At 66.4% G+C, this 13,104-nt stretch carries 8 protein-coding genes; 7 read left to right on the plus strand and 1 reads right to left on the minus strand.

The window, feature by feature from the left end:
- The first annotated feature begins 265 nt into the window (after positions 1 to 265).
- Complete coding sequence (gene glmM, locus AC5RTS_RS10630) at positions 266 to 1,636, plus strand: phosphoglucosamine mutase (RefSeq protein WP_493992006.1); 1,371 nt, start codon at positions 266 to 268, stop codon at positions 1,634 to 1,636.
- A gap of 12 nt (positions 1,637 to 1,648) precedes the next feature.
- On the opposite strand, the gene coaA is transcribed toward glmM, so the two are convergent.
- A complete protein-coding gene (gene coaA, locus AC5RTS_RS10635; RefSeq protein WP_493992017.1) occupies positions 1,649 to 2,566 on the minus strand; it encodes a type I pantothenate kinase in 918 nt (305 codons plus the stop codon).
- A gap of 187 nt (positions 2,567 to 2,753) precedes the next feature.
- Between coaA and glmS the strand changes: the two genes are divergently transcribed.
- From glmS to treZ, 6 genes are read left to right on the plus strand one after another with little or no spacing between them, the layout of a single operon-like run.
- Positions 2,754 to 4,661 carry a glutamine--fructose-6-phosphate transaminase (isomerizing) gene (gene glmS / locus AC5RTS_RS10640; RefSeq protein WP_493992007.1) on the plus strand — a complete coding sequence of 636 codons (1,908 nt, stop codon included), beginning with the start codon at positions 2,754 to 2,756 and terminating at the stop codon, positions 4,659 to 4,661.
- Positions 4,662 to 4,674: 13 nt separating this feature from the next.
- Positions 4,675 to 5,025 (plus strand): holo-ACP synthase, encoded by a 351-nt coding sequence (locus AC5RTS_RS10645; RefSeq protein WP_227903810.1) that lies wholly within the window; start codon positions 4,675 to 4,677, stop codon positions 5,023 to 5,025.
- Positions 5,026 to 5,035: 10 nt separating this feature from the next.
- Positions 5,036 to 6,595 (plus strand): NAD(P)H-hydrate epimerase, encoded by a 1,560-nt coding sequence (locus AC5RTS_RS10650; protein WP_493992008.1) that lies wholly within the window; start codon positions 5,036 to 5,038, stop codon positions 6,593 to 6,595.
- 48 nt (positions 6,596 to 6,643) lie between these two features.
- A complete protein-coding gene (glgX, locus tag AC5RTS_RS10655) occupies positions 6,644 to 8,833 on the plus strand; it encodes a glycogen debranching protein GlgX (RefSeq protein ID WP_493992009.1) in 2,190 nt (729 codons plus the stop codon).
- Positions 8,830 to 11,163: a malto-oligosyltrehalose synthase gene (gene treY, locus AC5RTS_RS10660; RefSeq protein ID WP_493992010.1), complete on the plus strand. Its 2,334-nt coding sequence runs from the start codon at positions 8,830 to 8,832 to the stop codon at positions 11,161 to 11,163. Before glgX ends, treY begins: the two co-directional genes overlap by 4 nt.
- Positions 11,160 to 12,911, plus strand: a complete 1,752-nt coding sequence (gene treZ, locus AC5RTS_RS10665) for a malto-oligosyltrehalose trehalohydrolase (RefSeq protein WP_493992011.1) — start codon at positions 11,160 to 11,162, stop codon at positions 12,909 to 12,911. The genes treY and treZ overlap by 4 nt, the downstream gene beginning before the upstream one ends.
- The last annotated feature ends 193 nt before the right edge of the window (positions 12,912 to 13,104 follow it).

Consider the following 13,104-nt stretch of genomic DNA (forward strand, 5'->3'; position numbering starts at 1 on the left):
ACAAGCGCCCGTTGGGTGCCCAGGGGCCGGAGCGCCGGTTCAGTGTTGGGATCCCGAAAGGCAGTCGCCACGGCGGCTGCCTTTTTGGCGTTAAGCGGCTTTGAAAGCGTCGCGTTCACCACAACTACGCTGCCGATTTGGCGGCCTTCCGCATAGTTTGGACACACCCGTTTCGGAGGGACGGGGGCACCGGTGGCAGAATGGGCCAGTAAGTTGCCCGTTTAGCGGTACCCCGCTGTGGCTACAACCTGCTTGAGGATGCGCAATGACAAGATTATTTGGAACGGACGGCGTCCGTGGACTGGCCAACGGGCTGATCACCGCCGAAGTTGCCCTCGGTCTCGCCCAGGCCGCCGCCGTGGTGCTGGGCCACAACCGAGTGGAGAACGGCCGCCGCCCGGTGGCCGTTGTGGCACGGGACCCCCGGATCAGCGGAGACTTCATCTCCGCAGCGATGGAAGCAGGCCTCGCCAGCTCCGGTGTCGACGTCTTTGACGCGGGCGTCCTGCCCACACCGGCCGCCGCGTTCCTTGTTGCCGATCTGGACGCCGACTTCGGCGTCGTCATTTCCGCATCCCACAACGCCGCCCCGGACAACGGGATCAAGTTCCTGGCCCGCGGCGGACAGAAGCTCGATGACGCCGTTGAAGACGCCATTGAGGCAGAGATGGCACGCCCCAGCCTCCGTCCCACCGGGCGCGACGTGGGCCGGATCCACCGCTTTGCCGACGCCGAAGACCGGTACGTGGTGCACTTGCTGCAGACGCTCCCCAACCGCATCGAAGGGCTGAAGGTGGTCCTGGACTGCGCACACGGCGCAGCCAGCGGCTGTTCCCCGCAGGTCTTCGCCGACGCCGGGGCCGAGGTAGTGGTCATCGGCGCGGAGCCGGACGGGATCAACATCAACGACGGCTACGGCTCGACCCACCTGGAGGCGCTGCAGGAAGCCGTGGTGGCCCACGGCGCGGACCTCGGCATTGCGCACGACGGCGATGCAGACCGGTGCCTGGCCGTAGACCATGAGGGCAACGTGGTGGACGGCGACCAGATCATGGCGATCATGGCCATCGCTATGAAGGATGCGGGGAAACTCAAGGACAATGCCCTCGTGGCCACCGTCATGAGCAACCTGGGACTGAAGCTGGCGCTCCGTGAAGCAGGCATCCACCTGATTGAAACCGGAGTGGGGGACCGCTACGTCCTGGAAGGCATGCGTTCCGGAGGGTACAGCCTCGGCGGGGAACAGTCCGGGCACGTGATCTTCTCGGAATACGCCACCACCGGCGACGGCGTGCTGACCGGGCTGCAGCTGGCCGCCCAGGTGGCCCGCACCGGCCGTCCCCTGAAACAGCTGGCCGAGGTGATGCAGAAGCTCCCGCAGGTGCTGATCAACGTCAAGGGCGTGGACAAGGCCGCAGTGCAGACCAACGAGCCGGTCCGCCGTGCCGTGGAACAGGCCCAGGCAGGGCTGGGCGAGACCGGCCGGGTGCTGCTGCGCCCGTCCGGCACCGAACCGGTGGTCCGGGTCATGGTGGAAGCAGCCGATATGGAGACGGCGGCTGAAACCGCACGTCGCCTTGCCGAAACGGTGGAAAACAACCTCGCGCTGAATACGGAAGCCGGCGCAGCGGTCTGATCCCGCCGGCTGCTACGTCTTGCGCAGCAGCATCCGTGTCACGGAGTGGTCCGCGTCCTTGGTCAGCACCAGCTGGGCGCGGCCCCTCGTGGGCAGGACATTGGCCACCAGGTTGGGTTCGTTGATGCGCCGCCAAATGTCCAGGGCCGTAGCCCGTGCCTCCTCATCGGTAAGGCCCGCGTACCTGTGGAAGTACGACGCCGGATCAGCGAACGCGCCGCTGCGCAGGGACTGGAAGCGCTGGACATACCACTCTTCGATGTACGAGGTTCGGGCATCCACGTAGATGGAAAAGTCGAAGAAGTCGCTCAGCGCCAGGCCGGAACGCCCGTCGGCGCGGGGCCGCGCGGGCGCCAGGACATTCAGTCCCTCGACGATGAGCACATCCGGACGGCGGACAACGACCTCTTCGCCCGGCACAATGTCATAGGTGAGGTGCGAGTACTTCGGCGCCCGGACTTCCTCGGCCCCGCTTTTCACCTCGCTGACGAAACGCAGGAGCCGGCGCCGGTCATAGGACTCCGGGAAGCCTTTGCGCTGCATCAGCCCGCGGCGCTCGAGTTCGGCATTGGGGTACAGGAAGCCGTCAGTGGTGATCAGCTCGACATTCGGCGTGTCCGGCCAGCGGCGCAGCATTTCCCGCAGCACACGGGCCGTGGTGGATTTGCCCACCGCCACAGAGCCTGCGACCCCGATGACAAAGGGGGTACGGGTTGTTTTCTCCCCGAGGAACGTGGTGGTGGCGCTGTGCAGCCGGCCGGCGGCGGCGACATACAGGTTCAGGAGCCGCGACAGCGGCAGGTAGACCTCCCGGATCTCGTCCAGGTTCAGCTGGTCACCGAGCCCGCGCAGACGGAGGATGTCCTCCTGATTAAGCGGAGAACGGATCTCATGGGAGAGCCGCGACCAGGTCTTCCGGTCGAGCTCCACGAAAGGCGTGAAGCTGCTCTCAGGCGAATGGCCTCCGGAGGACTTTGTATGGCGTTCTGACACCCTAGGAATTGTGCCCTGTAGCGGCGGCAATCCCAAACGGTGCCGCTGCGGATAGAGCGGCGCGGCACCGCCGCCGGCAGCCGGATTTCGGTAAGCCGGGCCACTGGCCGGTACGCTTAGTGGTATGTGTGGAATTATTGGATATGCAGGCCGCCCCGGTGCCGCCGCAAGCGTTGACGCCGGAGCGGAATCCGGATTGACCGGGAGCCACGGCGCCCTCGACGTCGTAATGGAAGGTCTGCGGCGCCTGGAATACCGCGGATATGACTCCGCCGGTGTCGCCGTCCTGACCCCCGCAGGCATCCAGTTCCGGAAGAAGTCCGGAAAACTGGCCAACCTGACAGCCGAACTCGAAGCCGCGCCTCTGCCGGCTGCCTCCACCGGCATCGGCCACACCCGCTGGGCCACCCACGGCGGTCCCACCGACGAAAACGCGCACCCGCACCTGGCGGACAACGGCCGCCTCGCCGTGATCCACAACGGCATCATCGAAAACTTCGCCGAACTGAAGACACAGCTCCTGGACGCCGGCACCGTCTTCGTGTCGGAAACCGACACCGAGGTTGCCGCCGCACTGCTGGGCTCGATCTACCGCGGCGAAGGCGCCGGCGATCTGGCCCGCTCCATGCAGCTGGCCTGCCAGCAGCTGGAGGGTGCGTTCACCCTCCTTGCCGTGCACAACGATTCCCCCGGCACCGTGGTGGCAGCACGGCGCAACTCCCCGCTCGTCGTCGGCCTCGGTGAGGGCGAGAACTTCCTGGGCTCCGATGTCTCAGGCTTTATCGACTTCACCCGCCGCGCCGTGGAACTCGGCCAGGACCAGGTAGTGGCCATCACGCCCGAGTCCGTGGAGATCACCGACTTCTTCGGCACCCCGGCCGAGGGCACCGAGTTCCACGTGAACTGGGATGCCGCCGCAGCCGAAAAGGGCGGCTACGACTCCTTCATGGAGAAGGAAATCAATGACCAGCCCCAGGCAGTGGGGGACACCCTGCTGGGCCGCTCCGACGCCGACGGGCGCCTGACCCTGGATGAGCTTCGGGTCAGCCCCGAGGAACTGAAATCCGTCAACAAGATCATGGTGCTGGCCTGCGGCACCTCCGCCTACGCCGGCCAGGTCGCCAAGTACGCCATTGAGCACTGGTGCCGCCTCCCGGTGGAGGTCGAACTCAGCCACGAGTTCCGCTACCGGGACCCCATCGTGGACGCCAATACGCTTATTGTCGCCATCTCCCAGTCGGGCGAAACCATGGACACCCTCATGGCAGTTCGGTACGCCAAGGAGCAGGGCGCCAAGGTACTGGCCATCTGCAACACCAACGGTTCCACCATCCCGCGTGAATCCGATGCCGTGCTCTACACCCACGCCGGGCCGGAAATCGCCGTCGCCTCGACCAAGGCCTTCCTGGCGCAGATCACCGCCGCCTACCTGCTGGGCCTCTACCTGGCACAGATCCGGGGCAACAAGTTCCAGGGCGAGATCAAGGACATCCTGGCGGATCTGTCCAAGGTCCCGGACAAGATCCAGCAGGTGCTGGACAACTCGGGACAGATCAAGGAACTGGCACAGGTGATGTCGGAAACCGGATCGGTGCTCTTCCTGGGCCGCCATGTCGGCTTCCCCGTAGCCATGGAAGGTGCGTTGAAGCTCAAGGAGCTGGCGTACATCCACGCTGAAGGATTCGCCGCCGGCGAGCTGAAGCACGGCCCGATTGCCCTGATCGAGGAAGGCCAGCCCGTGTTCGTGGTGGTTCCCTCCCCGCGGGGCCGGGATTCGCTGCACGCCAAGGTGGTCTCCAACATCCAGGAGATCCGCGCCCGCGGTGCCAAGACGATCGTGATTGCCGAAGAGGGCGACGACGCCGTGAAGGCCTACGCCGAGCACATCTTCTATGTGCCGGAGACGCCGCCGCTGCTGGCGCCGCTGCTGACCACCGTGCCGCTGCAGATCTTCGCCTGCGAACTGGCTACGGCCAAGGGCTTCGATGTGGACCAGCCGCGCAACCTCGCCAAGTCCGTCACGGTCGAGTAGGAAGTGGCCCCAGATGATCATCGGGATCGGCGTCGACGTTGTGGATGTGCCGCGCTTCGGGCGGCAGTTGGAACGCACTCCGGGCCTGCGGGCGCGCCTCTTCGCGCCCGCAGAGCGGGAACTGAACCTGCGTTCCCTCGCCGCCCGGTTCGCGGCGAAGGAAGCCGTCGCCAAAGCGCTGGGAGCCCCTGCAGGGATGAACTGGCAGGACTGCCAGGTCCGGCTGGATCCTGCAGGAGCGCCGCAGCTGCAGATTGATGGAACGGTAGCGGCCGTGGCCGCCGGGAAGGGCGTGCAGGTCTGGCATCTGTCCCTCAGCCATGACGGGGATGTAGCTACAGCAATGGTCGTCGCCGAGGGCTAAGGTGTAGCGCATGATCAGTGCCTATACCGGAACCGCCGTCCGCCGCGCCGAGGCCCCGCTCCTGGCGGACGGGCGCGGAGCGGAACTCATGCAGCGTGCAGCCTACGGGCTGTACGCTGCTGCTGCATCGGCCCTGAAAACCCGCCGTGGACGGCTCTATGGGTCCCGGCTCGTGGTACTGGCCGGCAGCGGCAACAACGGCGGCGACGCCCTTTATGCAGCGGCCCGCCTGGCCGGGCGCGGAGTAGCCGCAGAGGCGCTGCTCACCGCGTCGACGGCGCATTCCGAGGCACTGGCAGCCTTCCGCGCCCAGGGCGGTACGGTCCGACAGCTGACCGAAGCAACCGTCGCCGAGGGGACGGCCGCCTGTTTGGCTGCCGACGCGGTGCTGGACGGAATCCTGGGCACCGGTGGGTCCGGCGGCCTGCGCGGCCCGGTACGCGCACTTGCCGACGATCTTAATGCTGCCCGGCACCGGGCCGCCGGCCCGCTGGTGATTGCCTGCGACCTGCCCAGCGGTGTGGAAGCGGACACCGGCCGGATGCCGGGAACCTGCCTGCACGCAGATATGACGGTGACGTTCGGTGCGGTCAAGACCGGGCTGCTGGCCGGACCGGGTGCGGTGGCCGCCGGAGCCGTCCGCTGCATCGACATTGGCCTCGGTGACTACCTTGGCGCTCCGGACGCCTACCGGCTGCAGGAGGCGGACCTGGCCCGTATCCTGCCGGTTCCGGGCCGGGCGGACCACAAATACAGCCGTGGCGTCCTGGGCATCGCCGCAGGTTCGTCCGCCTACCCCGGAGCGGCGGTGATGGCTACGGGAGCAGCCCTGGCCACCGGGGTCGGGATGGTCCGCTATCTCGGCCCTGAGAATGTTGCCCGGCTGATCAACCAATCCCATCCGGAAGCTGTCTGCAGTTCCGGCACGGTCGCCGGAACCCATGTCCAGGCCTGGCTTGCCGGCCCGGGCGCCGGAAATGACGAAGACCAGCGGCGCCGCGCCGTGGACGCGATGGCTTCAGGCCTGCCCGCCGTGATCGATGCCGACGCGGTGGCCGCCGCGGGTCCGGGACTTCATCCCGCCGTCGTGCTGACCCCGCACGCCGGGGAGCTCACCGCCCTGCTGCGCGGCATGGGGGCGGAGGTCTCACGGACCGATATTGAAGGGGACCCGGCGCGCTTTGCCCGGGACGCCGCCCGGCGCACTGGCGCCACCGTCCTGCTGAAAGGCTGGGCAACCCTGGCGGCAGCGCCCACCGGTGAGCTGTACAGCCAGGCCGAGGCCACACCGTGGCTTGCGACGGCGGGCAGCGGCGACACACTCTCAGGCATCCTCGGCGCCCTGCTCGCCACGGACCGCACGCCGGAGGACCGGCGCGGACCCGGCCATTACGCGCGCTTGGCCGCCGCGGCTGCCAGCCTGCACGGCCGGGCGGGGACCCTCGCGGCAGCCGCCGGTCCGGTATCTCCGTCCCGGCTTGAACCGCAGATCCGATCGCTTGTCGCGGAATTTACCGCCCTCCCGGGCCTGGAAATTCAAGTAAGCTCCAAGTCTGGGGTAGAAAAGTAAGCAGACATATCAATTTGGTGTTGTCACTGAACTAGTCAGGAGCTCTACATGGAAGTTTGGCCGGGAGATGCCTATCCGCTGGGTGCAACCTACGACGGAAACGGCACTAACTTCGCGTTGTACAGCGAAGTGGCGGACTCCGTAACGCTGTGTCTGTTCGATGAGGACGGCAATGAGGAACAAATCCGCCTGAGCGAGGTGGACGGGTACGTCTGGCACTGTTACCTGCCGCAGGTCATGCCGGGGCAGAAATACGGCTACCGCGTCGATGGGCCGAACGATCCCGAGAACGGGAACCGGTGCAACCCCAACAAGCTGCTGCTGGACCCGTATGCCAAGGCCGTGGCCGGTGAAATCGACTGGGACCAGGCGCTGTTCGGCTACAACTTCGGTGATGAAAACTCGCGCAACGATGAGGATTCCGCGCCGCACATGATGATGGGCGTGGTGATCAACCCGTTCTTCGACTGGGACGGTGACCGCAAGCCCAAGACCCCGTATCACCAGTCAGTGATTTACGAGGCACACGTCAAGGGCCTGACCGAAATGCACCCCGACGTTCCCGAAGAGCAGCGCGGCACCTACGCCGGCGTCGCCCACCCTTCGGTGATCGCCCACCTGCAGAAACTCGGCGTCACCGCGATTGAACTCATGCCGGTCCACCAGTTCGTGAATGACTCGACCCTGCAGGACAAGGGACTGTCCAACTACTGGGGTTACAACACGATCGGCTTCTTCGCCCCGCACAACATCTACAGCGCCACGGGCGACCACGGACAGCAGGTCCAGGAATTCAAGGCAATGGTGCGCGCCCTGCACCTCGCCGGCATCGAAGTGATCCTGGACGTTGTCTACAACCACACGGCCGAGGGCAACCACCTGGGCCCCACGCTCTCCTTCCGCGGCATCGACAACGCCTCCTACTACCGTCTGGTGGAGGACGACAAGCGGTACTACATGGACTACACGGGCACCGGCAACTCGCTGAATGTCGGCAACCCGCACTCCCTGCAGCTGATCATGGATTCGCTGCGGTACTGGGTGACGGAAATGCACGTTGACGGTTTCCGCTTCGACCTCGCCTCCACCCTGGCCCGCGAGTTCTACGATGTGGACAAGCTGTCCACCTTCTTCGAACTGGTGCAGCAGGACCCGGTAGTCTCCCAGGTCAAACTGATCGCCGAGCCGTGGGACATCGGACCCGGCGGCTACCAGGTAGGCAACTTCCCGCCGCAGTGGACCGAGTGGAACGGCAAGTACCGGGATACGGTCCGCGACTTCTGGCGCGGCGAGCCGTCGACCCTGGGTGAATTCGCGTCCCGCATCACCGGTTCCGCCGACCTCTATGAGTCCTCGGCCCGCCGGCCCGTCGCCTCCATCAACTTCGTCACCGCCCACGACGGTTTCACGCTGCATGACCTGGTGTCCTACAACGAGAAACACAACGAGGCCAACGGCGAGGACAACAACGACGGCGAGTCCCACAACCGTTCCTGGAACTGCGGTGCGGAGGGTCCCACCGATGATCCGGCCGTGCTCTCCCTGCGTGCCCGTCAGCAGCGTAACTTCCTTGCCACGCTGCTGCTCTCCCAGGGCGTGCCCATGATCGCGCACGGCGACGAGCTGGGCCGGACCCAGCAGGGCAACAACAACACCTATGCCCAGGACTCCGAGCTGAGCTGGATCAACTGGGATGCCATGGACACCCCGCTGATGGAGTTCACCGCAGCGGTCAACACGCTGCGCGCCGAGCACCCCACGTTCCGCCGCCGCCGGTTCTTCGACGGACGGCCCGTGCGGCGCGGGGAAGGCGAAGCGCTGCCGGACATCGTCTGGCTCACCGAGGACGGCACTCCCATGTCCCCGGATGACTGGGACACCCCGGTCAGCCGGTCCCTGGGTGTTTTCCTCAACGGACAGGGAATCCGCGGCAAGGACGCCCGCGGGCAGCGGATCACCGACGTGAACTTCCTGCTCTACTTCAACGCGCATGACGAGGCCGTGAAGGTCACTGTCCCGGCCAAGGAGTACGCCCCCGCGTGGGACGTGGTCATCGACACTGCCGGTGACTACGCGGATTCGGAGCCGGTCCCGGCGGACAGCCAGCTGAACGTGTCCGCCAAATCCATGGTGGTCCTGCGCGCCCACGCTGAAGAGGAAGAACACGACCACTCCGTGGCCGCCTCCCTCGCGGCACTGGCCGAGGCCAAGGCACAGACGGACGGGACGGCTGAATGAGGACCCCGCTGTCCACCTACCGCCTGCAGATACGCCCCTCGTTCACCCTCCACGACGCTGCCGCCCTGGTCCCGTACCTTGCGGACCTCGGGGTGGACTGGGTCTACCTCTCGCCCATCCTGACCGCGGAGGAGGGCTCCGACCACGGCTACGACGTGGTTGACCCCTCCGCCGTTGATCCGGCCCGGGGCGGAGCCGACGGGCTGAAGGCGCTCTCCGAGGCCGCCCACGCAGCCGGGATGGGGGTGCTGGTGGACATTGTGCCCAACCACATGGGCGTCGCCACACCCGCCCGGAACAAGTGGTGGTGGTCGGTACTCGAAAACGGCCGCGGCTCCCGGTACGCGGAAGCCTTCGACATTGACTGGGAAGCCGCCGGCGGGAAGCTGCGCCTTCCCGTCCTGGGCGACGGTGACAACGAACTGGAGCAGCTCAAGCTGGTCAACGGGGAGTTGCACTACTACGAGAACCGCTACCCGGTGGCACCGGGCACGGCGCGGGAGGGCGACTCGGCACAGGAGGTCCACGCCCGGCAGCACTACGAACTGGTGAACTGGCGGCGAGCGGACAGCGAGCTGAACTACCGGCGCTTCTTCGGCGTCAACACCTTGGCGGGCATCCGCGTGGAGGAGCCCTGGGTGTTCGACGAAGCCCACGCCGAGATCCGGCGATGGTTCGATGAAGGGCTGGTGGACGGACTGCGCATCGACCACCCGGACGGTCTCGCGGACCCCAAGGGCTACCTCGCCCGGCTGCGGGAGCTCACCGGCGGCGCCTACATCCTGGTCGAAAAGATCCTGGAACCGGGAGAGACACTGCCCCGGGACTGGGAAACGGAGGGCACCACCGGCTATGACGCGCTCGCCGACGTCGACCGCCTCTTCGTTGACCCGGCCGGCGAGGACACGCTCACTGCCCTGGTGCCGACCGAGCCCTACGCCGACATGATCCACGGCACCAAGCGCGGCATCGCCGATCACCTGCTGAACTCCGAGGTGCAGCGGCTGGTACGCCTCCTGCCCGCGGATTCCGGGCTGGATCCGGCAACCGCGGCGGACGCCCTCGCCGAGCTGCTGGCCTGCTTCCCGGTGTACCGCAGCTACCTGCCCGAAGGCAGCGAATACCTCACGGACGCGGTGATTTCCGCGACCGTCCGCCGTCCCGATCTGGCCGGTGCCCTGCAAACCCTGCACGGGCTGCTGAACCCGCTGCCGGCCGGGGACCTGACCACGGTCTCCCTGTCCGACCTCGGGGAACTTGCGGTCCGGTTCCAGCAGACCTCCGGGATGGTGATGGCCAAGGGCGTCGAGGACACCGCGTTCTACCGTTACTCGCGCCTGACCTCCCTGAACGAAGTGGGCGCCGACCCGGCACACTTCGCCGTTACGCCCGCTGAGCTGCACGCCAGGCTGCTGCGGCGGCAGCTGGAGCAGCCCGCCGCCATGACCGCGCTGACCACGCACGACACCAAACGCAGCGAAGACACCCGGGCAAGGATTTCCGTGTTGGCTGAAATCCCCGGGGAGTGGGCGGACGCCTTTGGGAAACTGCAGTCGCTGGCACCGATGGGTGATGCGCCGATGGCAAATCTGCTCTGGCAGGCAGTCATCGGTGCCTGGCCGCTTAGCCGGGACCGTGCGAATGCCTATGCGGAAAAAGCCTCGCGGGAAGCCTCTGCGAGCACCACCTGGACGGCCCCCGACACAGCGTTTGAAACCCGGATGCACGCCGCCATCGACGCCGCGTTTGACGACGCCGAGGTGAACGCCGTGATTACCTCGCTGGTGGAGCGGATCCGCACCGCGGGATGTTCCAACTCGCTGTCGGCCAAGCTGCTGCAGCTGACCATGCCCGGCGTCCCGGATGTCTACCAGGGCACGGAATTCTGGGACCGCTCCCTCGTGGACCCGGACAACCGGCGCGAGGTGGACTTTCAGCGCCGCCGTGACGTGGCGGCGTCGTTCGCCAAAAACGGCGCGCCGGACGTCGATGAGGATGCAGAGGCAAAACTGCTGATCACCACCCGCGCGCTCCAGCTCAAGCGCGGCCGGCCCGAACTCTTCAGCGGCTACGTCCCGGTCATGGCGGACGGTCCAGGAGCGGGGCACGTCTTCGGCTTCGACCGCGGCGGGGCGGTAACCCTCGTGACCCGCCTCCCGATAGGGCTGCAAGCGCAGGGCGGCTGGCAGGAAACCACCGTGCTGCTGCCCGCGGGGACGTACCGCGACGTGATCACGGGAACCACCCATACGGGCGACGGCCGGATGGCCGCCGCAGATCTGTTCGGCAGCTACCCGGTGGCGCTGCTGGTTCGGGAGGACGGCAAGTGAGGACGAACTTCGATGTGTGGGCTCCCAAAGCCAACACCATGACCCTGCTGGCGGACGGCCGCCGGCTGTCCATGAGCCCGGGGGAAAACGGCTGGTGGCACGCCCAGCATGCCGAACTCACCGAGGACATCGATTACGGCTACCTGATTGACGACGCCGAGGCGCCCGTGCCGGATCCGCGCTCACGCCGGCAGCCGGCGGGCGTGCATGAGCTCTCCCGCACGTTCGATCCGGAGCTCCACGAGTGGCAGGACGGAGACTGGGTGTCCCCGGGGCTCGACGGCGGCGCCATTTACGAGCTGCATATCGGCACCTTCACGCCGGAGGGAACCCTGGACGCGGCCATCGAACGGCTGGGCTATCTGGTGGGCCTGGGCGTGCGTTACGTGGAACTGCTTCCGGTGAACTCCTTCAACGGGACGCATAACTGGGGCTATGACGGGGTGCTCTGGTACTCCGTGCAGGAAACCTACGGCGGGCCGGAAGCCTACCAGCGCTTTGTCGACGCGGCCCACCGGGCAGGACTGGGCGTCATCCAGGACGTGGTCTACAACCACCTCGGTCCCAGCGGCAACTACCTGCCGATGTTCGGCCCCTACCTCACTGAGGGAAAAGCCAACACCTGGGGCGACTCGGTGAACCTGGACGGCCCCCTTTCAGACACGGTCCGCGAGTACATCGTGGAGAACGTGCTGATGTGGTTCCGCGACTACCACGTCGACGGGCTGCGCCTGGATGCCGTCCACGCACTGCACGACGAACGGGCGGTGCACATCCTCGAAGAGATTGCGGCCGCCACGGACGAGTGCGCCCGCACGCTGGGCAAGCCGCTGTTCCTGATCGCCGAATCGGACCTGAACAACCCGCGGCTCATCACGCCCCGGAATGTCAACGGCTACGGGCTGGCTGGGCAGTGGTCCGATGACTTCCACCATGCCGCGCACACCAACCTCACCGGTGAAAACGGGGGCTACTACGAGGACTTCGATTCCCTCGAAGCCCTGGCGAAGGTGCTGCAGGAAGGCTTCTTCCACAACGGCACCTTCTCCTCCTTCCGCGGACGCACCCACGGACGTCCGATCGACAAGGACACGGTTTCCGCCCGGCAGCTGGTGGTCTGTACCCAGAACCATGACCAGATCGGCAACCGGGCGGCGGGGGACCGGCTCAGCGCGAGCCTGGACTATCCGCAGCTGGCGCTGGCTGCCGTGCTGAACCTGACGTCTCCGTTTACGCCCATGATCTTTATGGGCGAGGAATTCGGGGCATCCACGCCGTGGCAGTTCTTTACCTCGCATCCGGAACCCGAGCTGGGTAAGGCCACCGCAGAGGGCCGGTTGCGGGAATTTGAACGGATGGGCTGGGATCCGGATACCGTACCGAATCCGCAGGACCCGCAGACGTTCGCCAATTCGAAACTGGACTGGTCTGAAGCCGAAAGCGGCGGTCACGGCCGGCTGCTGGCGCTGTACCGGGAGCTCCTTGAGCTGCGCCGGAACCGTCCGGACCTGACCGACCCCGACATGGGCTCCACAAGGGTGGAATTTGACGAGGTGGGACGCTGGCTGGTGTTCCGGCGCGGTGGCACAGCGGTGGCGTTGAACTTCGCCGATTCGCCGCGGGAAGTACCGGTCCTTTTGGACGGCCCCGCCAGGGTCCTGCTCGAGACGGCTCCGTCCGAGCTCTACGGTGATGCCCTTCAGCTGCCCGGCTACGGCGCGGCAGTACTGGGAGCAGCGGAAGACTGACGGTCCCGGCGGGCAGCAACTGACGAATCCTTACCGGATCAGTGCGGGCCGGCGGTGCGGGCATAAGCCCTGCGCCGCCGGCCTTCGCCGCCTAGCTGTAACTCTTACGGTGGTTGTGAACGGCGTGGCAAAAGTTAAATAGGCGAGGGTCTCCGGTTCGATATGGGTTACCACACTCATCCGACCAACGGAG

The sequence above is a fragment of the Arthrobacter sp. MDT1-49-2 genome, from assembly GCF_059090185.1.

Coding starts and splice junctions, on each gene's coding strand:
- glmM (WP_493992006.1), top strand. CDS start 266: ATGACAAGATTATTTGGAACGGACGGCGTCCGTGGACTGGCCAACGGG.
- glmS (WP_493992007.1), top strand. CDS start 2,754: ATGTGTGGAATTATTGGATATGCAGGCCGCCCCGGTGCCGCCGCAAGC.
- AC5RTS_RS10645 (WP_227903810.1), top strand. CDS start 4,675: ATGATCATCGGGATCGGCGTCGACGTTGTGGATGTGCCGCGCTTCGGG.
- AC5RTS_RS10650 (WP_493992008.1), top strand. CDS start 5,036: ATGATCAGTGCCTATACCGGAACCGCCGTCCGCCGCGCCGAGGCCCCG.
- glgX (WP_493992009.1), top strand. CDS start 6,644: ATGGAAGTTTGGCCGGGAGATGCCTATCCGCTGGGTGCAACCTACGAC.
- treY (WP_493992010.1), top strand. CDS start 8,830: ATGAGGACCCCGCTGTCCACCTACCGCCTGCAGATACGCCCCTCGTTC.